Here is a 23512-nt window from a genome sequence, read left to right on the forward strand (position 1 = left end):
CGCTGCTCCGTACGGCCGAACGCGGCGGGCCCCGCAGTGCCCCGGCCGGCGCCGTCGGCACCTCCGCCGCGGCGCCCCACGGCACTCCACGGCGGTTCCCCCACCGCGCCCCACCGTGGTTCCCCACGCCACCCCACCACGCGTCCGTCGGGCTCCCCACCGCCCCCCACCCGGCCTCCCCACGGTCGCCCCACCCTCTCCCCACTCGTCCCCACCCCGGACGCCCCGATCGGCCCGGAAACCGCCTCCGACCAGCCACGACGGCGGTGGGGGAGCGGTGGCGCCCCGGACGGGCGCGACGGGCCCGACACGGCCTCCGGACGTCGCGCGACCGGGTGGCGCGGCGCGCGCCCCCACCGTCCCCCACCGCTTCTGACCTGCGGAAACATTCGATGAACGGCGGAAGATCCCCCCGTCTCGGGTTGACGGTGGGTGAGTGTGGGGTAGTGTGGTGATCGCTGGGGCGAACAGGGGTCCCAGGTGGAGGTGGGGTCGGTGTTCCTCGGCACCTACACCCCGAAGTTGGACGACAAGGGGCGGCTCACGCTGCCCGCAAAGTTCCGCGACGAGTTGCGAGGCGGCTGCATGATCACGAAAGGGCAGGACCACTGCCTCTACGTGTTCACCCGTGACGCCTTCACCGAGATGGCGCGCAAGATCGCCGCGGCCCCGCTGACGAACGAGTCGGCGCGGGTGTTCCAGCGGAACCTCTTCTCGGGCACCGACGAGCAGAACCCCGACGGCCAGGGCCGGATCGCGATCCAGTCCGAGCTGCGCCGGTACGCCGGACTGTCCAAGGACTGCGTGGTGATCGGCGCGTTCACGCGTGCCGAGATCTGGGACGCGCAGGCCTGGCAGGAGTACCAGGAGCGGCACGAGGACGAGTTCGCCAAGGCCCAGGAGGAGGTTCTGCCCGGGCTGTTCTGAGTCCCGCTGGCGGGCGGGACGACGGACGGCGGCAGTACCGAGCAGGACAGCACGACCGACAGCGGACGACACCACCGTCGCCGCCCCGACCCGGGTGCCGTGATCGAGATGGCCCTGGCACACCTTCCCCGGTGCCAGGTCCGTCTCGGCACGGCCCCCGGGTGGGGACGGCGCCGGCGCCCACCCCGACTGGGGAGTTCGGGTGGCGCGGTGGAGCCCGCGCGTCTTCGGGCGTGGAGCGGACCGGTTGTGGGAGCCGGCACGCCACACCCACGGACATCGACCGTCCCGGTCCCGGCCCCGTGGCCGGGACCGGGGACGGACGCCGGCCGGCACGACACACACGCACACACCACGGGGACGGACGGCGCACCGGGGGGTGGGACGTGGACGGAACTTCCGGCGACGGCGCCACCCCGCGCGACGAGCGCGCGCCCGGTGACCGGCACACCCCGGTCCTGCTGGAGCGGGTGACCGAGCTGCTCGACCCCGCCCTGCGCGACCGGGACGCGGTCTACGTGGACGCCACCCTCGGCATGGGCGGCCACGCGGCCGCGCTGCTGGCCGCGCACCCCAGGCTGACCGTCGTCGGCATGGACCGGGACCCGCAGGCCCTGGAGCTCGCCGGCCGCAGGCTCACCGCCTACGCCGACCGGCTGCACCGGGTGCACACCGTCTACGACGACGTCGCCGGCGCACTGGAGCAGGCGGGGGTGCCCGCCGCCGACGGGATCCTGTTCGACCTGGGCGTGTCCTCGCTCCAGCTCGACGAGGACGCCCGTGGCTTCTCCTACTCTCGCGACGCTGACCTCGACATGCGGATGGACCCGACCACCGGGTCGACCGCCGCCGACGTCCTGAACTCCTACACCGCCGGTGAGCTGCGCCGGATCCTGCGGGAGTACGGCGAGGAGCGGTTCGCGGGCCCGATCGCGAACGCGATCGTCCGGACCCGGGAGAAGCGCCCCTTCACCCGCAGCACCGAGCTCGTCGAGCTGCTCTACGGCGTGGTCCCGGCCGCGTCCCGGCGCACCGGCGGGCACCCGGCGAAGCGGACCTTCCAGGCCCTGCGCATCGAGGTGAACCGCGAGCTCGAGGTCCTGCGCGACGCGCTGCCCGCGGCGCTGGACGCGCTCGCCCCGGGCGGGCGGATCGTCGTCCTGTCCTACCACTCGCTGGAGGACCGGATCACCAAGCGCGTGTTCGCCGAGCGCGTCCGCTCGCGGACCCCGGTGGACCTGCCGGTGGAGCTCCCCGGACACGGACCGGAGTTCCGGCTGCTGACCCGGGGCTCCGAACAGGCGTCCGACTCCGAGGTCGCCCGCAACCCGCGGGCCGCCCCGGTGCGGCTGCGCGCGGCCCAGCGCGTGGAGGACGGGCCGTGAGCACCCGTGGCACGGCCCCGAGCACGCAGGCAGTACCGGCACGGCGGAGAGGCAGGAACCCCCGATGAGCACACCCGTCATCGAGCGCCCGGGCACCCCGGGCGGTGGCCGGGCACGGCCCGACACCCGCCAGAGCCGTCGCACCGCGGCGCCCCCGCGGATCCCGGCCCAGCGCGGCCCCGGCGACGCCCGCCGGGTGGCCGACCAGCGCCGCCGCACCGCGGCCAGGGAGAACACCGGCCGCGCAAAGTTCGTGCTGGTCGTGATGGTGCTGCTGGTCTCGGGTCTGATCGCGACGCTGTGGCTGTCGACCGCCGCGGCGGCCGACTCCTACGCGCTGCAGGCGGCCCGGGAGCGGACCGCGTCGCTCACCGAGCAGTCCGAGGCGCTCCGCAAGGAGGTCACGGTGCTGCAGAGCCCCGGCTCGCTCGCCGACCGCGCCGCCGCCCAGGGCATGGTCCGGGTGACCGACCCGGCGCGCCTGGTCGTCGCCCCGGACGGACGCGTGGACGTCGTCGGGGAGCCGATGGCCGCCGTCGCCGCGGCCCCGGCCGTGCCACCCGTGCCGCCCGCCGCCGACGCACCGGCACCGCAGACCCCGCCCGCGCCGCCGGCGGGCCAGCCGGGTGCCGCCACCTCCGACCCGGCCGCCGAGGGCGGCGACGCCGCCCCGGGCGGGGCCGCGGGCGCCGGTCAGGGCGCCGGGCAGGATGCTGGTCAGGGTGCCGGTGAGGGCACCGAGCGCGAGGTCCCGGCCGACACCCGGGCGGCGGGCGGGAACTGATGGTCTACGCGCCGCCGCGCCCCCGGCCGCGGGGGCAGGGCCCACGGGGCGGACGGCGCCGGTCCCCGGCCGACGACCCGCGGTTCCGGCTGCGCCTGGCCTGGGTGGCGCTGGCCGCCCTGCTGCTGGTGTCCGGGGCGAAGCTCGTCGTCGTCCAGACGGTGCAGGCGGGCACGCTGACCGCGGACGCGGAGAAGCAGCGCGCCAGCCGGATCGTCGTTCCGGCCGAGCGCGGATCCATCACCGACCGCAACGGCGCCGTCCTGGCCTTCTCCACCGAGTCCAAGGCGCTCGTCACCAACCCGCGTCTGATCAACTCGACCAAGGGCGCGGACGCGGTCGCCTACAAGAACCGGATGGCCGAGGCCGTCGCCGCGGTGACCCACGGCGACCCCGAGGAGCTGAAGCGGGCGCTGAACAGCGACCGCGGCTACGTCGTGATGGCCACCGCGGTCGACCCCGGGCCCGCCCGTGACCTGCGCAGGCAGTTCCCGGAGATCGCCGAGGAGAGCCGCGAGGCGCGCCAGTACCCGAACGGGACGCTCGCCTCGAACATCATCGGCGCCGCGACCTGGAGCGCCGACGCGCAGAAGCTCATCGGCCGGATCGGCCTGGAGTCCTCCGACGACGCCCTGCTCGCCGGGCGCGACGGCTTCCAGATCGCCGACACCGCCGAGGGCAGCGGCACCGTCATCCCCGGCAGCGTGCGCTCCGAACAGGCCGCGGTGTCCGGCTCCGACGTGCAGCTCACCATCGACTCCGACCTGCAGTTCCAGGTGCAGCGGATGCTGGCCGACTACGCGGGCCGCGCCGAGGCGCGCAGCGGGTCGGCCGTCGTCCTCGACCGGGCGACCGGGCAGGTGCTCGCGCTCGCCGACAACACCTCGTTCGACCCGGCGCAGCTGCTGTCCGCGGACCCGAACACGCTGGGAAACAAGGGCGTCACCACGCCGTTCGAGCCCGGTTCGGTCAACAAGGTGGTCACCATGGCCGCCGCGCTGGAGGCCGGCGTCGCCAAGCCCGACGACGTGCTGGCCGTGCCCGGCAGCATCGAGGTCGCCGACCGGACGATCAAGGACGCCTGGGAGCACGGCCTCGACCACTACACGCTGACCGGTGTGCTGGCGAAGTCCTCCAACGTCGGCACGCTGATGACCGCGCAGAAGGTCGGCGAGGACCGCTTCTCGGACATGCTCGCGAAGATGGGCATCGGGCAGAAGACCGGTGTCGGGCTGCCCGGCGAGAGCGGTGGGCGCGTCCCGGCCCGCGCGACCTGGTCCGGCTCCACCTTCGGCAACCTGCCGATCGGGCAGGGGCTGTCGATGACCGTGCTGCAGATGGCCGGGATGTACCAGGCCATCGCCAACGACGGCGTCCGCATCCCGCCGCGGATCGTCGCCGCGACGACCGGCCCGGACGGCGTCCGGGTACCGACCGAGGCACCCGAGCCGGTGCAGGTGATGTCGCCGCAGACCGCGCAGACGCTGCGGACGATGCTCACCGCCGTCACCCAGAAGGCGCACGGCCAGTCCGGCACCGGGCCCGCCGCCGCGGTGCCCGGCTACGAGGTCGCGGGCAAGACCGGCACCGCCCAGCAGGTGGACCCGGCGACCGGGGCGTACTCGCGCTCCCAGTACTGGATCACCTTCGCCGGGATGCTCCCGGCCCAGGACCCGCGGTTCGTGATCGGGATCATGCTCGACGCCCCGAAGGGCGGGACGAGCGCGGCCCCGCTGTTCCACGACATCGCCTCCTACCTGGCCCAGCGCGACGCCGTGCCGGTGCAGACGACGCCCGCCCCGGTGCAGACCCTGCAGATCAGGTGACGGCGCGGCCGGGTGCGGTCCGGCTGCGTCGGGCGGTCCCGGCCGCTGCCCACCCGTACGGGTGCCGGCCGGGCCGCCGTGCGCCCTGCCCGGCGGCCCGCCCACCGGACCGGAACCTGCGCCGGATGGCCGTATCCGGCTGGTCGGACGGCCGGGTGCCGGTCGTCTGTCCGCCGCCCGCCGCGACCGCCTCCGCGAGCGGTCGGGGGCGTCCGACCGGGGGGAGGGGCGGCCCGTGCCGGTCGGTAACCTCCGGCCCTGTGCCCGACCTCCACACCGCAGCCACCGCCCGCTCCCGGAGCACCGGCGGAACCGCGCACGACGGCGGGCCGGGTGGCGTGGTCGGCGACCGGACGGGGACGGGTGACGTGGCGGGTCCGCTCGAGTCGCTGCCGGAGCGCCCCTCGCAGGTGCGCCCGGTCGACGTCGCGCTGCTCGGGCGGCTCGCCGGTGCCGAGCTGAACCCGCGCACCGCGGGCAGCGGCCCCGGCCCCCTGCTCGACCCCGCCGCCGGGCCGCACACCGTCACCGGCGCGACCCTGCGGGCGGGCTCGGTGCGCCCCGGCGACCTGTTCGCGGCGCTGCCCGGCGCCCGGGCGCACGGCGCCGACTTCGCCGCGCAGGCCATCGCCGCCGGCGCCGGCGCGATCCTCACCGACGCCGCCGGCGCGGACCGCGCCGAGATCCGGCACTCCCGGCTCCCGGTGCTGGTGCACCCGAACCCGCGCGAGGTCCTCGGGCCGGTCTCGGCCGCCGTCTACGGCGAGCCCACCGCCCGGCTTCGGGTGCTCGGGGTGACCGGCACCTCGGGCAAGACGACCGTCGCGCACCTGCTGGAGACGGGCCTGACCGCCGCCGGGCGGGCCACCGGCCTGCTCGGCACCGTCCGGACCCGGGTGCAGGTCCCCGGCAGCCCGGCCAGGGCGCTCCCCAGCGCGTTCACCACCCCCGAGGCGCCGGACCTGCAGGCGCTGTTCGCGGTCATGGTCGAGGCCGGCGTGACCGACGTGGCCATGGAGGTCTCCAGCCACGCGCTCGAGCTCGGCCGGGTCGGCGGCTCCCGGTTCACCGCAGGGGCCTTCACCAACCTGTCCCAGGACCACCTGGACTTCCACCCCACGATGACCGACTACTTCGAGGCCAAGGCCCGGCTGTTCGGCGGTGGCGGGGCGGGGGTGGAGGCCGCGCGGCACGCGGTCGTCTGCGTCGACGACGAGTGGGGCCGCCGGCTGGCGGCCCGCCACCGCGACGTGGTCACCGTCTCCTCCGAACCGCGCGGCCCGCACGCCACCTGGACGGTCCGCGACCTCACCGCCCACCCCGACGGCACCCAGACCTTCACCGCGGTCGGCCCCGGCGGGCTCGCCGTGCCGGTCACGCTGAGCCTGCCCGGCCGCTACAACGTCGCGAACGCGCTCGTCGCGCTGGCCGTGCTCGACGCCGACGGGATCGCCCCGGAGACGGCCGCGGCCGGGTTCGCCCGGGCATCGGTGCCGGGTCGGATGCAGCGCGTCGACGCCGGTCAGCCCTGGCTGGGCGTCGTCGACTACGCGCACAAGCCCGCCGCCGTCGCCGCCCTGCTCGCCGCGCTGCGCCGCCAGGTCCGCCCGCACGCGCGGGTGATCACCGTGCTCGGCTGCGGCGGGGACCGCGACACCGGCAAGCGCCCGCTGATGGGCGCCGCCGCCGCGATCCGGTCCGACGTGCTCGTCGTGACCGACGACAACCCCCGCAGCGAGGACCCCGGCGCGATCCGCCGCGCGATGCTCGACGGCGCGTTCGCCGAGCCCGCCCGCGGCGACGTCATCGAGATCGGCGACCGGCGCAGCGCGATCGTCTACGCGGTCCGCTCCGCCCGCCCCGGCGACGCCGTGGTGGTCGCCGGGAAGGGCCACGAGGCGGGCCAGGAGATCAACGGCGTCAAGTACCCGTTCGACGACACCGACGAGCTGGTGGCGGCGATCCGGGCGGCGACGTGACGCGCCGCGGGACACCACGGCGGGCCGTGCCGGCACCCGGCACGGCCCGCGCACGGGCAGGAGGACGGATCGGACCGGTGGAGGCGAGCGGGCGATGATCGAGATGACGCCGGCGGAGATCGCGGCCGTGACCGGCGGGCGCTTGCACCGCATCGACGACGAGACCGCCGCCGCACCGGTCACCGCCGTCGAGTTCGACTCCCGGAGGATCGGGCCGGGCGGGCTGTTCCTGGCGCTGCCGGGGGAGCGGGCCGACGGCCACGACTTCGCCGCGCAGGCCGTCACCCGCGGGGCGACCGCGGTGCTGGCGGGCCGCGAGGTCGACGCCCCGGCGATCGTCGTGCCGCCGGTCGAGGGGCGCGACAGCCAGACCTACCTCGGTGCGGTCGACCCCGACGGGACCGGCGCCGCCGTCCTGGCCGGGCTCGGCCGCCTCTCTCGGCACGTGCTGGGCGCCCTGCCGGGGCTCGCCGTCGTCGGCGTGACCGGATCGGCGGGCAAGACCTCCACCAAGGACCTGCTGTCCGCGGTGCTGTCCCCGCTGGGGCCGACCGTCGCGCCGCCGGAGTCGTTCAACAACGAGCTCGGCACGCCGTACACCGCGCTGCGCGCCGACGCGGGCACCCGCAACCTCGTGCTGGAGTTCTCCGCCCGCGGGATCGGCCACATCGCCGCGCTGTGCGCGATCGCGCCACCGCGGATCGGGGTCGTGCTCAACGTCGGCTCCGCCCACCTCGGCGAGTTCGGGTCCCGCGCCGCGATCGCCACGGCCAAGGGCGAGCTGGTCGAGGCGCTGCCCCCGGGCGACCTGCCCGGCGGGCGGGGCGGCGTCGCCGTCCTCAAGGCCGACGACGAGCTGGTCTCCGCCATGGCGTCCCGCACCTCCGCCCGGGTCGTCACCTTCGGACGCGCCGCGGACGCGCACGTGCGGGCCACCGACGTCGCCCTGACCTCGGGTCGGGCGTCGTTCCGGCTGGTCACCCCGGCCGGGTCGGCCGACGTCGCGCTGCGGCTGGTGGGGGAGCACCAGGTCTCCAACGCCCTCGCCGCCGCCGCGGTCGCCCTGGAGCTGGGCGGCACCCCGGACGGGATCGCGGCGGCGCTGTCCGCGGCGTCGCCGGCGTCGCGCTGGCGGATGGAGGTCACCGACCGCGCCGACGGGGTGACCGTCGTCAACGACGCCTACAACGCCAACCCCGAGTCCGTCCGCGCCGCGATCGACGCGCTCGGGCAGATCGCCGGTCCGGACCGCCGGGCCTGGGCGGCGCTCGGCCCGATGGCCGAGATCGGGGACGACGCGGCCGCCGAGCACGCCGGGGTCGCGGAGTACGCACGCGCCGCCGGGGCCCTGGTGGTCGCCGTCGGGGCGCCCGACTACGGGCCCGGCGCCGAGCACGTCGCCGACCTGCCCGCCGCCCTGACCCTGCTGCGGGAGCGGACCCGGCCCGGCGACGTCGTGCTGGTCAAGGCCTCCCGCAGCGCCGGGCTGGAGCGGCTCGCTGCCGGCCTGCTGACGACCGAAGGACCGGTGTACCGGTGAGAGGCCTGTTCCTGGCCGCGGGCCTGGCGCTCGCGGTGTCGATCCTGCTCACCCCGTACCTGATCCGCTTCTTCGCGCGGCAGGGCTTCGGGCAGGAGATCCGCGAGGAAGGCCCGCAGAGCCACCAGTCCAAGCGCGGTACGCCGACGATGGGCGGCGTGGCGATCCTGCTCGCCATCTGGGTCGGCTACCTGGGCTCGCACGCGTTCACCCGGGAGCCGATCACCGCCTCGGCGCTGCTGGTGCTGTTCCTGACCACCGCGCTGGGCGTCGTCGGGTTCCTCGACGACTACCTGAAGCTGCGCCGCAAGCGGAACCTCGGCCTCAACAAGACCTCGAAGATCGTCGGCCAGGTGCTGACCGCCTCGATCTTCGGCATCCTCGCCGTGCGTTTCGTCAACGAGCGCAACCTGGCCCCGGCCTCGGAGAGCCTGTCGTTCGTCCGCGACATCACGGTGCTGAGCTTCGGCGTCGTCGGGTTCGTGCTGCTGTGCAACCTGATCGTCGCCGCCTGGTCGAACGCGGTGAACCTCACCGACGGTCTCGACGGCCTCGCCGCGGGCACCGCCGCGATGGTGCTCGGCACCTACGTGATCATCGCGTTCTGGCAGTTCCGCAACAACTGCGCGATCGCCGCGACGGCCGGCTGCTACGAGGTCCGCGACCCGCTCGACGTCGGCCTGGTCGCCGCCGCCGCGATGGGCGGCTGCATCGGGTTCCTGTGGTGGAACGCCGCGCCGGCCCGCATCTTCATGGGCGACACCGGCTCGCTGGCGCTCGGCGGCCTGCTCGCCGGCCTGTCCATGGTGACCCGCACCGAGCTGCTGCTCGTCGTCATCGGCGGCGTGTTCGTCGTCGAGGCGCTGTCGGTGTCGCTGCAGATCATCGTGTTCCGCACCTCGCGGCGGCGGCTGTTCCGGATGGCGCCCTTCCACCACCACTTCGAGCTGGCCGGATGGGCCGAGACGACGGTCATCATCCGGTTCTGGCTGCTCGCCGCGATCTGCGCGGCGATGGGGCTGGGCATCTTCTACTCCGAGTGGTTGTCCATGTCGGGTTCCGGATGAGCGGCCCGTTCGGCGGGGGACCCGTCCTGGTCGCGGGGGCCGGTGTCTCCGGTCTCGCGGCCGCGTCGGCCCTGGTGGACGCGGGCAGCAGGGTGCTGCTGTCCGACGACCGGGAGGAGGCGCTGGCCTCGTTGCCCGACGGCGTCGAGCCGTGGCGCGGCGGCGGGATCCCCGAGGGGGTCCGTACGGTCGTCACCTCGCCGGGGCGACGCCCCGACCACCCGCTGGTCGCCGAGGCCGCCGGGCTCGGTGTCGAGGTGATCGGGGAGCCGGAGCTGGCCTGGCGGCTCGGCGCCCTGCGCGACACGCCGCCGTCCTGGCTGGTGGTGACCGGCACCAACGGCAAGACCACCACCACCGAGATGCTCGCCGCGATCCTCGCGCGCGCCGGGGTGGACGCCGTCGCCTGCGGCAACATCGGCCACCCGGTGGTCACCGCGGTCGCCGCGGGCCACGCGGTGCTCGCCGTCGAGCTGTCGAGCTTCCAGCTGCACTGGTCGCCGTCGGTGCGCCCGGCCGCGGGCGTGGTGCTCAACGTGGCCGAGGACCACCTGGACTGGCACGGCGGGATGGACGCCTACGCCGCGGCGAAGGCCCGCGCACTGGTCGGTGACGTCGCCGTCGGCGGGGTCGACGACGCCGTCGCGGCCCGGCTGCTGGCACGGGCCCCGGCTCCGCGCCGGGTCGGGATCACGCTGTCCGCCCCCGGGCCGGACCAGCTCGGCGTCGCCGACGGGGTGCTGACCGACCGCGCGTTCGGCGGCGGGGAGCTGCTCGCGGCCGACGCCGTCGTCCCTCCGGGGCCGCCCGGGATCACCGACGCGCTCGCCGCGGCCGCGCTGGCCCGCGCGCACGGTGTCGACCCGACCCACATCGGCGCGGCCCTGGCGGCGTTCACCCCCGGCCCGCACCGCAGCGCCCCGGTGGGCGAGCACGCCGGTGTCACCTACCTCGACGACTCGAAGGCGACCAACCCGCACGCCGCCGGGGCCGCGCTGGCCGCCGTCGCCGCCCGCCGGCCCGGCGCCCGCGCGGTCTGGGTGGTCGGCGGGCTGCTCAAGGGGGTGGACCCGGCCGAGTTCGGCCTGCTCGCCGCCGCGCACGCCGAGCGGCTGGCCGGGATCGTCGTGATCGGGACGGATCGGACACCGATCGTCGAGGCACTGACGCGACACGCGCCCGGCCTCCCGGTGCACGAGGTCGCGCCGGGACACGATGGCCCGATGGCGCCCTCCGACCTGCAGGACCCGATGCCGGCCGCGGTCCGCCGCGCGTCCGGCCTGGCCCGCCCCGGCGACGTCGTGCTGCTCGCCCCGGCCGCCGCCTCGATGGACCAGTTCCGCGACTACGCCCACCGCGGCGACGCGTTCGCCGCGGCCGTCGCCGATCTGGCCGCCGCCGGGGTGTCCCGGTGAGCCCGGCGGCGCCGGACCGCACGCTCGGCCAGGTCGCCGTCACCGGCGCCAGCGGGGCCGTGCGGCGGCTGCGGCGCTGGCTGCGCCGGCCGCTGACCTCGCTGCACCTGATCCTCGGCGTCTTCGGGCTGCTGACCCTGTTCGGGCTGGTGATGGTGCTGTCGGCGTCGTCGGTCGGCGACGGCTCGTCGTACTCGGTGTTCACCCGCCAGCTGATGTTCTGCGGGGTCGGGCTCGTGCTGTTCTACGTGGGGCTGCGTGTGCCGCCGCGACGCCTGCGGGCCGCGGCACCGGTGCTGCTGATCATCGGGCTGGTCGCGCTGGTCCTGGTGCTGATCCCGGGGATCGGCGCGCTGCGTGGGGGTGCCCGGTCGTGGTTCGCGTTCGGCCCGGTGTCGCTGCAGCCGTCGGAGGGCACGAAGATCGCGCTGACGCTGTGGGGCGCGCACGTGCTGGCCGCCCGCCGCGCGGTGATGCACCGCTGGAAGCACGCGCTGAACCCGGTCGTGCCGGTGACGCTGGTGATCTTCACGCTGCTCGTGCTGGAGCCCGACCTGGGCATGACGATCTCGGTCGGGATCATCATGCTCGCGCTGCTGTACTTCGGCGGTGCCCCGGTGAAGCTGCTCGCGCTGATCGCGGGCGGCGGCCTGGCCGGTGCGGTGATCCTCGGGCTGACCGCCGGCTACCGGGCCAGTCGGATCACGGCGTTCCTGTCGCCGTCGGCGGACCCGCTGGGTCCGGCGTACCAGGCGACGCAGGCGCTGTACGCGCTCGCCGACGGCGGCCTGTTCGGCGTCGGGCTCGGCCAGGGCCGGGCGAAGTGGGACTACCTGCCCAACGCCCACAACGACTTCATCTTCGCGATCATCGGGGAGGAGCTGGGGCTGGTCGGGGCGGGAGCGGTGCTCGCACTGTTCGCGACGCTGGCCTACACCGGCATGCGGATCGCCGCCCGCAACACCGACCCGTGGCTGCGGATCGTCGTCGCGACGTCGACGGCGGGCCTGGTCGTCCAGGCATCGATCAACATCGGGTACGTCGTGGGACTGCTGCCGGTGACCGGGCTGCAGCTCCCGCTGATCTCCTCCGGCGGTACCTCGCTGGTGGTGACCATGTTCCTGTTCGGGCTGCTCACGAACGCGGCCCGGCACGAACCGGAGGCGGTCGCCGCGCTCCGGAAGGACGGGCAGGGGCGGCTGGCGAAGCTGCTGCGCCTGCCGTTGCCGCAGCCCTACCGCGCACCGGTCCCGGTGTCGCGGTGGGCGGCGCGTTAGGGCGCTCCCACCCCGGGTGGAAGCGGACACGACGGACGACGCAAGGGGCACGAGAGCGTGACGGGTACGGATCAGACCGGCGGGAACGACGGCACCGGCTCGGGCCGGGAGCCCGGCCGGCGTCCGACCATGGGCGGCCGTGCTCCCGGGCCCCACGAGGTCCGGCCGGACGGTGTGGTCTTCGGCGGGCCCGACGGAGCGGGTGGCACGGGTGGGCGCCCGGCCTGGCCTGCGGAGACCCCGTCGGGTTCCGACCTGTTCAGCGCCCCCGCGCAACCCCCGTCGGCACAGCCCCCCTCGTCGCCGCAGCCCCCCTCGGGACTGCCCTCCGCGGAGCCGGGGGAGCCGCAGGGCGCGCGTGGGCCGCAGCGGCTGCCCGGGACCGGGTGGGACCCGCACGCGCAGTCCCGGCGCCCGGGTGCCCGCCCGCTGAACGGGAGTGGGTCGCAGGGCACGAACGGCGTCGCGCACGGCGACCGCGGTGCGGCACGGCCGGTGGGCGGCGCCGCGCACGAGGAGCCCCGGCCGGACGGCACCGACCGCCACGAGGCCCCGCCCACCGGTGCTCCGCGCAACGACGGCCCCTCCAACGGCGTTCCGCGCAACGGCGCCCCGGGCAACGGCGCTCCGCAGAACGGCGACCCGGGCAACGGCGCTCCGCAGAACGGCGACCCGAGCAAGGGGGCCCCGCTGAACGGGGCCCCGCGCAACGGGGCTCCGCGCGGCGCTGCCGGGGGCGGGGACCAGGGCGCCCCGCAGGGCCCGAACGCCGTGACCGGCGGCCAGGACGGCGCCCCGGACGGTGGGCCGCGCGGCCGCAACGGTGCCCCGCGTTCCGACGACGCCGGAGGGCAGCCGGGTGGCCTGCCGCGTCGTCGGCCCGGGCGACCGGTGCCCCCCGCGGCGATGCCGGCGCGACCCGGTGCGGCCGACGACCTGTTCACCCCGCGCGCGAGCACCGGACGCGGTGGATCGGCGCCGGCGGACCGCGGCCCGGCGGACGGCGCGGATCCGACCCGGTCCGGCGACCCGGTGAACGGCGTGCCGCGCACCGGCCCGGCGCAGGACGGCCCCGCCGCCGGTCCGGGACCCGAGGTCCCCGGCGGGTCCGCGACGGACACCGGCCCCACCGTCGCCACGCCGCACACCACGGTCCCGCAGGGCGCCGGTGCGGAGGGCACCGGAACGAACGGTGCCGTGCCGAACGGTGCCGTGCCGAACGGGGCTGCGCCGAACGGCACCGGCCCGGACACGGCCGACGCGTCCGGACCCGACGCCGGGACCGGCCCGCAGCGGCCCGTCGCCGACGCCCGGGGTGAGCAGGCGGCCCCCGACGAACCGCCGACCGTCGCGCAGGCCGCCGGTGACACCGCAGGGCTCCCGGCCGCCGCCTCGGCGGACGGGTCGTCGGGAACCGGTCGGCAGCAGGCCCGGCCCCCGTCGGCTCCGCAGCAGCGCCCGGGCCGGCCCGACGAGCGCGAGCACGCCGGCGTCACCGCCACCGGTCCGCAGAGCGGGCCCGAGCCGGGCGCCCTGTCGGCGACCGGCCCCCGCGGTCCGGTCCCGCCGCACGGCCGGTTCGCCCCCGGCCCGTACGCGCCCGGCCGTCCCGGCGTCGGCCCGCAGGGCCCCGGCGGACCCGGCCCGCAGCAGTTCGGGCGCCCCGGCCCGACCGGCCCGAACGCCCTGACCGGCACCGGTTCGCACCACCCCCACGCACCCGGCAGGCAGGGCCCCGGCCCGGCCCCGGGACAGCAGGGACCCGGTCCGGCCCCGGGACAGCAGGGCCCCGGCCGCCCGGCGCCCGGGTTCGCGGGCCCCGGACGACCGGGTCCCGCGGGGACCGGCCCGTTCCGCCCGGGCGGGTTCGGCTCGGCAGGTCCCGGCGCCCCCGGCCAGTACGGCCCCGGTGGACGGGGTGCCCCCGGTCAGTACGGCCCCGGCGCTCCCGGTCGGCCGGGCCCCGGCGCGCCCGGGCAGCAGGGCCCGGGTGCCCCGCAGAACCCCCAGGATCCCGGCGCCCCGCAGCCCCAGGGCTTCCAGGGACCCGGTCCCCAGCCGACCGGTCCCCAGCCGACCGGTCCCCAGCCGACCGGTCCCCAGCCGACCGGTCCCCAGCCGACCGGTCCGCAGCCGACCGGCCCGCAGCAGAGCCCGCAGGTCGAGGGTGTGCAGGGACCCGGCGTGCCCGGACCCACGGCCCCCGACGCGACCCGCACCGGCGGCCCCGCCACCACGCGTCCCGCCGGGGAGCAGGCACCGGGCCCGGTGTCGGGCGGCCTGTCGGTCGTCGTCGCCGGGGGTGGCTCGGCCGGGCACATCGAGCCCGCGCTGGCCGTCGCCGACGCGATCCGCCGGCTCGTCCCGGGGGCCCGGATCACCGCGCTCGGCACCGAGAAGGGCCTCGACACCCAGCTGATCCCGGCCCGCGGCTACCCGCTCGAGCTGATCCCGCCGGTGCCGCTGCCCCGCAAGCCCACCGCCGACCTGCTCAAGCTCCCCGGCAACGTCCGCGGTGCGGTGAAGCGGGTCCGGGAGGTGCTGGAGGCGGCCGAGGCCGACGTCGTCGTCGGGTTCGGCGGGTTCGTCTCGCTGCCCGCCTACCTGGGCGCCCGCGGCCGGGTGCCGATCGTCGTGCACGAGGCCAACGCCCGCGCCGGGCTCGCGAACAAGGTCGGTGCGCGGTTCGCCTCCGCCGTCTGCGTCGCGGTGCCCGGTACCGGCCTCGCGAACGAGGAGGTGGTCGGGATGCCGCTGCGCCGCTCGATCACCACCCTGGACCGGGCGTCGCTGCGGCCGGAGGCCCGGACGTACTTCAACCTGCCGCCGCACGGCCCGGTGCTGCTGGTCTTCGGCGGCTCCCAGGGCTCCCGGACGCTCAACGAGGCGGTCGCCGCCTCGCTGCCGGCGTTCACCGAGCGCGGCATCTCGGTGCTGCACGCGTACGGGAAGGGCGGCACTCCCGCCGACCCGCGGCCCGGCTACGTGCCGGTGCCCTACATCGAGCGGATGGACCTCGCCTACGCCGCCGCGGACGTCGTCCTGGGCCGCTCGGGCATGACCACCGTCGCCGAGCTGACCGCCGTCGGGCTGCCCGCGGTGTACGTACCGCTGCCGCACGGCAACGGCGAGCAGGCGCTCAACGCCCGTCCGGTCGTCGAGGCCGGGGGTGGCAAGCTCGTGCAGGACGAGGACATGAACGGCGACCGCGCGATCGACGAACTGATGCCGATGCTCACCGACCCCGACCTGGCCCTGGCCATGGGCCGACGCGCCCGCGCCGCCGGGCACGGCGAGGCCGACGAGAAGATCGCCCGCATCGTCCTCGAGGTGGCGGGCCGGTGAGCGTGCTCTCCGACCACGTCCACCTCATCGGGATCGGCGGCGCCGGGATGAGCGGGATCGCGCGGATCCTGCTCGCCCGCGGGGCCATGGTCTCCGGGTCCGACGCGCGGGACTCGCGCACGGTCACGGCGCTGCGTGCGCTCGGTGCCCGCGTCGAGACCGGGCACGACGCAGCCCACCTGCGGCACGACGGCGAGGCCCCGCCGACCGTGGTCGTCTCCACCGCCATCCGGGAGACCAACCCGGAGCTGGCCGCCGCCCGCGAGCGCGGCTACGACGTCGTCCACCGGGCGGTCGCACTGGCCGCGCTCACCGAGGGACGGCGGCTGGTCGCCGTCGCCGGGACGCACGGCAAGACCTCGACGACGTCGATGGTCACCGTCGCCCTGCAGCACGCCGGGGCCGACCCGTCGTTCGCGATCGGCGGCGACCTGTCGGTGTCCGGGTCGGGCGCACACCACGGCAGCGGCGACGTGTTCGTCGTCGAGGCCGACGAGAGCGACGGCTCGTTCACCGCGTTCGCCCCGTCGGTCGCGATCGTCACCAACGTCGAGCCCGACCACCTCGACCACCACGGCGACGAGGCCGCCTACCGGGCCGTGTTCGAGCGGTTCCTGGAGCGGCTCGTCCCCGGCGCCACCCTGGTCGCCTGCGCCGACGACCCCGGGTCGGAGGCCGTGGCCGTGCGGGCGGAGCAGGCCGGCGTCACCGTGCTGCGCTACGGCCGCACCGCGACCGGCCGCCACGACGCCCGGCTGATCGAGTTCACCCCGGACGGCACCGGCTGCCGCGCCCGGTTCCGCACCGGCGACGCCGAGCACGAGCTCACCCTCGGCGTCCCGGGTGAGCACATGGTCCTCAACGCGCTCGGTGCCTTGCTCGCCGGCCGCGCCGTCGGGGCCGACCCCGCCGTGCTGCTGGAGGGGCTCGCCGGGTTCGGTGGGGTGCAGCGCCGGTTCGAGTTCAAGGGCCGCGCCCGCGGCGTGTCGGTCTACGACGACTACGCCCACCACCCCACCGAGGTCGCCGCCACCCTGCGCGCCGCCCGCGAGGCCGCACCGGTCCGGAACGGGCGGCGCGGCCGCGTCCTGGTCGTGTTCCAGCCGCACCTGTACTCCCGCACCCGGCTGTTCGCCGCCGAGTTCGGCGCGTCGCTGTCGCTGGCGGACGAGGTGATGGTGCTCGACGTCTACGGTGCCCGGGAGGATCCCGAACCCGGGGTCGGTCCGGCGCTCATCACCGACGCGGTGACGTTGCCGGCCGAGCGGGTGCACCGTGCCCCCTCGTGGGAGCGGGCACCCGCGGCGATCGCCGCGCTCGCGACCGACGGAGACGTCGTGATCACCATGGGCGCCGGTGACGTCACCGCGCTCGGGCCGGAGATCCTGCGGGAGCTCGCCGGCGAGGGGTGAGCGCGCGGGCAGCAGCGCCACACCAGCGCCACGGCAGTGGGACAGCGGCGGCAGACCGGCGGCAGACCGGCGGCACAGCGGGGGCACGATGAGCAGCGACGAGCAGGACACCGGCGACGACCGGGCCCGGGACGGTGCCCGCTCGTCGGGCCGCCGTGACCCGGACCGGGAACGGCGCGCCGCCGAGCGTGCCCGCCGCATCCGCGAGCGCCGTGCCGCCGAACGCCGCGCCGGACGCCGTGGCACCGCCGGGACCCCCGCCGACACCGACGATCACACTGCCGCGGCCGACCACGCTGCCGCCGCCGACCACACCGCCGCCGACGCCGACGACGGGGCGACCGACGACGGGGCGGCCGGCACCGACCGGGCCGGGACGGCGGGCCGGGGGAGGGGACGCGGCGCGGCCGCCGCCGTCCGGGAGCGCACGGCGGCCCGTGCGGCCGAACGGTCGCGCAGCCGCGACCCCCGCTACCGGCGCCGCCGCCTCGTCGCCCTGCTGGCCACCGCCGCCGTCGTGCTCCTCGGGGTGTCCGCGGCCGGCTGGTGGGCGCTGGGGCGGTACGGCCCGCCGGTGGCCACCGTGCGGGTCGACGGCACCCGCCAGATCCCGGTCCGCGACGTCGAGGACGCCGCCGGCGACCAGACCGGGGTCCCGCTCGCGGCGGTGGACACCGACGGCGTCGCCGCCCGGGTGTCGGCCATCCCGGGCGTCGCCGCGGTGGAGGTCGACCGGTCCTGGCCGGACACCCTGGTGGTGGTCGTGACCGAACGCACTCCGGCCGCGGTGCTCGACACACCGGACGGACCGAAGCTCGTCGACGTCACCGGGTTCGTCTACCGCGACGCCCCGCCGGACGTGCGGCTGCCCCGGCTGCAGCTGCCGCGCATCGCCCCGGACGACCCCGCCACCCTCGCCGCGGTCGGCGTCCTGCAGGCGCTCCCGGTCCCGGTCCGCGACCAGGTCCAGACGCTGTCGCTCGGCGGGGGCGGTTCCACCTTCGAGCTGGGGCTCACCGAGGACCGGCGGGTCCTGTGGGGCCCGTGGGCGGACACCGGGCAGACCGCCGCCCGGGCCCGGGTCCTCGGGCCGGTGCTGCAGCGCCCGGGCGCCGTCTACGACGTCTCCAGCCCGTCGCTGGTCACCGTCCGGCAACGCTGAGCACCCGCCCGCTGCAGCGGGTGACCGGACGACGACCCTGCGCGTTTCCATCGGGGGAGAAGACGAACCACCCGAGCGGGGTGTTGTCGTTGCGCGGCGCGCCTGCTGGACCCGGGCACCGCACTCCACTTAGCGTGCGCGTTCGAAGGCCCGGGGCACCCGGAGCTTGACCCACCCGAACCCCGGACCCCGAGCGACTGGAAGGTGCCGCGCATGACGCCCCCGCACAACTACCTGGCAGTGATCAAGGTGGTCGGCATCGGTGGCGGCGGCGTCAACGCCGTCAACCGGATGATCGAGGTCGGCCTCAAGGGCGTCGAGTTCATCGCGGTGAACACCGACGCCCAGGCCCTCCTCATGTCCGACGCCGACGTGAAGCTCGACATCGGCCGTGAGCTGACGCGCGGCCTCGGTGCCGGCGCCAACCCCGAGGTCGGGGGCAAGGCCGCCGAGGACCACGCCGAGGAGATCGAGGAGGTCCTCAAGGGGGCCGACATGGTCTTCGTCACCGCGGGTGAAGGCGGCGGCACCGGCACCGGCGGTGCGCCCGTCGTCGCGTCGATCGCCCGCAAGCTGGGTGCGCTGACCATCGGCGTCGTCACCCGCCCGTTCACCTTCGAGGGGCGCCGTCGCGCCGGCCAGGCCGAGGAGGGCATCCAGGCGCTCCGCAACGAGTGCGACACCCTCATCGTCATCCCGAACGACCGGCTGCTGCAGCTCGGCGACGTCGGCGTCTCGCTGATGGACGCCTTCCGCTCCGCCGACGAGGTGCTCCTCTCCGGTGTGCAGGGCATCACCAACCTGATCACCACCCCCGGCCTGATCAACCTGGACTTCGCCGACGTCAAGTCGGTCATGTCCGGTGCCGGGTCGGCGCTGATGGGAATAGGGTCCGCACGCGGCGAGGGCCGCGCGGTGCAGGCCGCCGAGAAGGCGATCAACTCGCCGCTGCTCGAGGCGTCGATGGACGGCGCCCAGGGTGTGCTGCTGTCGATCGCGGGCGGCTCGGACCTCGGCCTGTTCGAGATCCACGAGGCTGCGTCGCTGGTCCAGGAGGCCGCGCACCCCGAGGCGAACATCATCTTCGGCACCGTGATCGACGACTCGCTCGGCGACGAGGTGCGGGTCACCGTGATAGCGGCCGGCTTCGAGGGCGGCACGCCGACCCACAAGAAGCTCGAGCCCGCCGTGTTCGCCCGCGGCAGCCAGAAGCCCGCCGGGTCCGCCCAGCAGGCCGCGTCGCCCGCGACCCCGCAGCAGTCCGAGCAGACCCAGCAGCACCAGGCCCAGCAGCACCAGAATCAGCAGCAGGGGCAGCAGCCGCAGGGCCAGTCCCGCTGGGCCGCGACGACCACGACCACCCCGTCGGCGCCGCACCTGCCCGCCACCACGCCGGCGCCCGAGCGCACCGGCGTGCTGCCGCCCGAGCGGCCCACCGCCCCGGCCCCGCGCCAGGGCGACACCCAGCAGCACGGCGGCGACGGCGCGTCCGTCCCGAGCGGCCCGATGTCCGCGCCGGCCTCGTCGACGTCGGCCCCGGCCCAGCACGGCACCGTCGGCGGGAGTTCCGCGACGCGCCCGGCCGAGCCGGTCGAGGACGAGGTGGACGTCCCGCCGTTCATGCGGCGCTGACCCGCGTGCCGGACTCAGCAGGCCCGGCCCCGACCACGGCGGCCCGCGCCGGCGGCACCCGCCGCGCGCGCATCCGCCGGGTCACCACCACCCGCGCCGGTGGCCGGTCCGAGGGCCCGTTCACCTCGTTCAACCTGTCCGCCGGGGTCGGGGACGACCCGGCCGCGGTGGCCGGGAACCGGGCCCGGGTCGTACGTGAGCTCGCGCTGTCCGGTCTGGTCTTCCTGAACCAGGTCCACGGCCGTGACGTCGCGGTGCTGCGCGAGCCCCCGCGGGCCCGCCCCGGCACGGGCGGCGTCGCCCCGGACATCGCCGACGTCGACGCCGTGGTCACCGACGTCCCGCTGCTCGGTGTCGCCGTGCTCGCCGCCGACTGTGTTCCGGTGCTGCTGGGCGACCCGGTCGCCGGCGTCGTCGGGGCCGCCCACGCGGGTCGCGTCGGCGCGGCCGCGGGGGTCGTCGACGCCGTCGTGACCGAGATGACCGCGCTGGGCGCGGAGCCCGCACGGCTGGAGGTCCTGCTCGGGCCGTCGGTCTGCGGCCGCTGCTACGAGGTGCCCCCGGCCATGCGTGCCGAGGTCGACGCCGTGCTGCCGGGCAGCGCGTCCACCACCCGCACCGGCACGGCCGGGCTGGACCTGCGGGCCGGTCTCGTCCGCCGCCTCGCCGACCTCGGCGTCACCAAGGTCGCGACCGACCCGCGCTGCACCGTCGAGGACCCGGACCTGTTCAGCCACCGCCGCGACGGCCGCTGCGGCCGCCAGGCCGCGGTCACCTGGCTCGACCCGCGCTGACCGGCACCCCGGCCCGGCGATTCTCACCACGCGGGGCTCGCGGGCGCTCCCGCGGGCGGGAACCATGGGCGCCGTGCCCGATCCCGTGCCCGATCCCGTGTCCGATCTCGGTACCCCCGCCGCCGACCGTGTCGGTGAACTGACCGACCGACTGGCCGCCGTCCGCGAGCGGGTGGCCGCGGCCTGTCGTGCCGCCGGCCGCGACCCCTCCGAGATCGACCTGCTCGCCGTCACCAAGACGATCCCGGCCGTCGACGTGGCCGCGCTGGTGGATCTCGGGCTGGACGCCTTCGCCGAGAACCGCGCGCAGGAGGCCGCGTCCAAGGTGGACGAGGTCGGGGCCCTGCGCCCGGACGCCGCCCCGGACTGGTTCTTCGTCGGCGGGCTGCAGCGGAACAAGGTACGGACGGTGCTCCCGTGGGTGACACGGATCGACTCCGTCGACTCGCCGCGGCTGGCCCGCGCCATCGACAAGGAGGTCGCGAAGGCCCGTGACGCCGGGGCTCGCGGCGGCCCGCTGCCGGTGCTCGTGCAGTACAGCGTGGACGGCGACCCCGACCGCGGCGGCGTCGCCCCGGACGGGCTCGTCGAGCTGACCGACCTGGTCACGGAGCTGCCGGGGCTGGAACTGGCCGGGCTGATGGCCGTCGCGCCGCTGGGCTGGGAGCCCGACGCGGCGTTCGAGCGGATCGCGCAGGCGCACCGGGAGACCGTCGGACGGCACCCCGGGGCCACGGTTCTGTCGGCCGGAATGAGCGGGGACCTGGAGTCGGCGATCGGTCACGGATCGACGGTGGTGCGTGTCGGTACGGCCCTTGTGGGGGATCGGCGGATAGCCTTCGAGTAATCGCTGGTGGGTGTGGGTACTGAGCACGAGGCGGACACCGCGCCGCCGGCGAGACCGTCGCCAGAACGCGGGGTGCGCGTGCGGTTGGGACGCGTACGGAGTCGAGCAGTACTGCGAGGGGACAGCGGATGAGCGCGATGTACCGGCTGAAGGCGTACTTCGGCATGGTCCCGGCCGACGAGATGGACTATGTGGACGAACCGGATCACTACCGGGGCGGCCACGAGCACCACGCCGGCCCGCGCGGTGACCGTTGGTCCGCCGGGGCCGGTCGGTTCGCCGACCAGGCGTCCTACGATGACGACCGCTACGAGCCCGCGGTGCGCTACGAGGACGGATGGGGAGCCCGCCCGGCGCGGGAGACCCTCCGCCCGGCGCGCGCCGTGCGGCAGGATCCACGCGGCGAGCGGGAGACGCTCGGGCTGGTCCCGGAGCGCGGGAGCCTCCCGACACCCCTCGGAGGGGGTGCCGGAGCGGCCGTCCGCGGGGCGCTGGCGATGGACCCGGAGAGCCTCCGGGGCCCGGCACGCGAGGAGCGGAGCGAGCCCGTCGTCGCCCCCGCGCCGGTGCCGGAGCAGCGCGACCGGGCCGCCGCGGGACCGGCGTCGATCACGACGTTGCACCCCCGCAGCTACAACGAGGCCCGCACCATCGGCGAGCGCTACCGCGACGGTGTGCCCGTCATCATGAACCTCACGGATCTGGACGGCGCGGCCGCGAAACGCCTGGTGGACTTCGCCGCAGGCCTTGCGTTCGCCCTGCGCGGGAGCATCGACAAGGTCACCGACCGGGTGTTCCTGCTCACTCCGGCCGACGTCGAAGTGTCCGCGGACGACGCGCGGAGACTCGCCGAGCGCGGAGCTTTCCGACAGGATTGAGTCGTGGCCGTCGCGATCCTGATGTTGATCTACTACATCCTGTTCTTCTTCTGGCTGCTGCTCGCGGCCCGGATCGTCGTCGAGATGGTCCGGTCGTTCGCGCGCCAGTGGCGACCCGCCGGAGTGCCCGCCGTGGCGCTCGAGGTCGTCTTCACCGCGACCGACCCTCCGGTCAAGTTGCTGCGGAGAGTGATCCCCGTGGTCCGTATCGGAGGCGTAGGACTGGACCTGTCGATTATGGTTCTGTTGCTGGTGGTGTTCATCTCGATGAGCGCCGTCAGATCACAGCTCCTGGGATGAGCCCCAGTCACCCGGGAGTGCCGCCGAGGACCGCATGAGGTGATCCGATGCCGCTGACGCCCGCCGACGTTCATAACGTCGCGTTCAGCAAACCCCCGATCGGGAAGCGGGGTTACAACGAGGACGAGGTCGACGCCTTCCTCGATCTGGTCGAGGCCGAACTGGCCCGGCTGATCGGGGAGAACGACGACCTGCGCGACCAGGTCGCGCAGCTGGAGCAGCGCCTCGGCGATGCCGAGGCCGACCTGGAGGAGGCACGGAGCCAGCCGGCTCCGGCGCAGACCCAGGTCATGGCCGCCTCGCCGTCGCCGATGGGCCGTGGTGCGGGTGCTCCCGCTCCGCAGCTGGCCGGTGCCGGACCCGCCGATGCCGACGGCGGTGACCACCACGTGCAGGCCGCCAAGGTCCTGGGCCTCGCCCAGGAGATGGCGGACCGCCTGACCGCGGAGGCCAAGAACGAGGCCGACACGATGCTGTCGGACGCCCGGAACAAGTCCGAGCAGCTCCTGTCGGACGCCCGGACGAAGGCCGACGGCCTGGTCAACGACGCGCGCTCGCGCGCCGAGACCATGCTCAACGACGCCCGCACGCGGGCCGAGACGCTCGAGCGCCAGTCGCGCGAGAAGGCGTCCGGCCTGGTCAGCGAGGCCGAGCGCAAGCAGAACGAGATCATGGGCGCCATCCAGCGCGACAAGTCCGTTCTGGAGAAGAAGATCGACGAGCTCCGGACCTTCGAGCGGGAGTACCGCACCCGCCTGAAGACCTACCTGGAGTCGCAGCTGCGTGACCTGGAGGGTCGCGGTTCCGCTGCCCCGTCGGACGGCACCGGTGCCACCAGGTCGGGCTCGAACGGCGGCTACGCCGCCTCCGGGTACGGCCAGCGGGCCGACACCGGGAGCTGACCGCCCCACGGCGCCGCCCAGGCGCCGGGGACGACCGACG

The 23512-nt window shown here is 75.9% G+C and carries 18 protein-coding genes; all 18 read left to right on the plus strand.

Features of this window, described 5'->3' with window-relative positions; genetic code table 11:
• Positions 1-495: 495 nt before the first annotated feature.
• Positions 496-927, plus strand: a complete 432-nt coding sequence (gene mraZ, locus Ae505Ps2_RS18215) for a division/cell wall cluster transcriptional repressor MraZ (RefSeq protein ID WP_043276508.1) — start codon at positions 496-498, stop codon at positions 925-927.
• 386 nt (positions 928-1313) lie between these two features.
• Positions 1314-2312 (plus strand): 16S rRNA (cytosine(1402)-N(4))-methyltransferase RsmH, encoded by a 999-nt coding sequence (rsmH, locus tag Ae505Ps2_RS18220; protein ID WP_075305627.1) that lies wholly within the window; start codon positions 1314-1316, stop codon positions 2310-2312.
• Positions 2313-2376: 64 nt separating this feature from the next.
• Positions 2377-3096 carry a hypothetical protein gene (locus Ae505Ps2_RS32080; protein ID WP_075305628.1) on the plus strand — a complete coding sequence of 240 codons (720 nt, stop codon included), beginning with the start codon at positions 2377-2379 and terminating at the stop codon, positions 3094-3096.
• Positions 3096-4922 (plus strand): penicillin-binding protein 2, encoded by a 1827-nt coding sequence (locus tag Ae505Ps2_RS18230; protein WP_083696096.1) that lies wholly within the window; start codon positions 3096-3098, stop codon positions 4920-4922. The genes Ae505Ps2_RS32080 and Ae505Ps2_RS18230 overlap by 1 nt, the downstream gene beginning before the upstream one ends.
• Before the next feature lie 410 nt (positions 4923-5332).
• Complete coding sequence (locus tag Ae505Ps2_RS18235; RefSeq protein ID WP_139320250.1) at positions 5333-6901, plus strand: UDP-N-acetylmuramoyl-L-alanyl-D-glutamate--2,6-diaminopimelate ligase; 1569 nt, start codon at positions 5333-5335, stop codon at positions 6899-6901.
• A gap of 94 nt (positions 6902-6995) precedes the next feature.
• Positions 6996-8441, plus strand: a complete 1446-nt coding sequence (gene murF, locus Ae505Ps2_RS18240) for a UDP-N-acetylmuramoyl-tripeptide--D-alanyl-D-alanine ligase (RefSeq protein WP_075553805.1) — start codon at positions 6996-6998, stop codon at positions 8439-8441.
• Positions 8438-9508 (plus strand): phospho-N-acetylmuramoyl-pentapeptide-transferase, encoded by a 1071-nt coding sequence (gene mraY, locus Ae505Ps2_RS18245; RefSeq protein WP_020627574.1) that lies wholly within the window; start codon positions 8438-8440, stop codon positions 9506-9508. The genes murF and mraY overlap by 4 nt, the downstream gene beginning before the upstream one ends.
• Positions 9505-10923, plus strand: a complete 1419-nt coding sequence (gene murD, locus Ae505Ps2_RS18250; protein WP_075305630.1) for a UDP-N-acetylmuramoyl-L-alanine--D-glutamate ligase — start codon at positions 9505-9507, stop codon at positions 10921-10923. Before mraY ends, murD begins: the two co-directional genes overlap by 4 nt.
• A complete protein-coding gene (gene ftsW / locus Ae505Ps2_RS18255; RefSeq protein WP_043277720.1) occupies positions 10920-12200 on the plus strand; it encodes a putative lipid II flippase FtsW in 1281 nt (426 codons plus the stop codon). Before murD ends, ftsW begins: the two co-directional genes overlap by 4 nt.
• 2268 nt (positions 12201-14468) lie before the next feature.
• A complete protein-coding gene (locus tag Ae505Ps2_RS33535; protein WP_051050412.1) occupies positions 14469-15545 on the plus strand; it encodes a UDP-N-acetylglucosamine--N-acetylmuramyl-(pentapeptide) pyrophosphoryl-undecaprenol N-acetylglucosamine transferase in 1077 nt (358 codons plus the stop codon).
• Complete coding sequence (gene murC, locus Ae505Ps2_RS18265; RefSeq protein ID WP_075305631.1) at positions 15542-16957, plus strand: UDP-N-acetylmuramate--L-alanine ligase; 1416 nt, start codon at positions 15542-15544, stop codon at positions 16955-16957. Before Ae505Ps2_RS33535 ends, murC begins: the two co-directional genes overlap by 4 nt.
• An 88-nt stretch (positions 16958-17045) precedes the next feature.
• Entirely contained in the window at positions 17046-18119 is a 1074-nt protein-coding gene (locus tag Ae505Ps2_RS18270; RefSeq protein ID WP_075305632.1) for an FtsQ-type POTRA domain-containing protein, read from the plus strand.
• A 213-nt stretch (positions 18120-18332) separates the two neighbouring features.
• Positions 18333-19751 carry a cell division protein FtsZ gene (gene ftsZ / locus Ae505Ps2_RS18275; RefSeq protein ID WP_075305633.1) on the plus strand — a complete coding sequence of 473 codons (1419 nt, stop codon included), beginning with the start codon at positions 18333-18335 and terminating at the stop codon, positions 19749-19751.
• 71 nt (positions 19752-19822) lie between these two features.
• Positions 19823-20545: a peptidoglycan editing factor PgeF gene (gene pgeF, locus Ae505Ps2_RS18280; protein ID WP_075311565.1), complete on the plus strand. Its 723-nt coding sequence runs from the start codon at positions 19823-19825 to the stop codon at positions 20543-20545.
• Between the two features lie 73 nt (positions 20546-20618).
• Positions 20619-21392, plus strand: coding sequence for a YggS family pyridoxal phosphate-dependent enzyme (locus tag Ae505Ps2_RS18285; protein ID WP_249265295.1), 774 nt, complete (start codon positions 20619-20621; stop codon positions 21390-21392).
• Between the two features lie 128 nt (positions 21393-21520).
• Complete coding sequence (gene sepF, locus Ae505Ps2_RS18290; protein ID WP_064485438.1) at positions 21521-22270, plus strand: cell division protein SepF; 750 nt, start codon at positions 21521-21523, stop codon at positions 22268-22270.
• 21 nt (positions 22271-22291) lie between these two features.
• Positions 22292-22570, plus strand: a complete 279-nt coding sequence (locus Ae505Ps2_RS18295) for a YggT family protein (protein WP_075554268.1) — start codon at positions 22292-22294, stop codon at positions 22568-22570.
• A 47-nt stretch (positions 22571-22617) separates the two neighbouring features.
• Positions 22618-23472, plus strand: coding sequence for a DivIVA domain-containing protein (locus Ae505Ps2_RS18300; protein ID WP_020624184.1), 855 nt, complete (start codon positions 22618-22620; stop codon positions 23470-23472).
• Positions 23473-23512: the final 40 nt, after the last annotated feature.

Source organism: Pseudonocardia sp. Ae505_Ps2 (genome assembly GCF_001932425.1).
In the GTDB taxonomy this organism is placed as follows: Bacteria; Actinomycetota; Actinomycetes; order Mycobacteriales; family Pseudonocardiaceae; genus Pseudonocardia.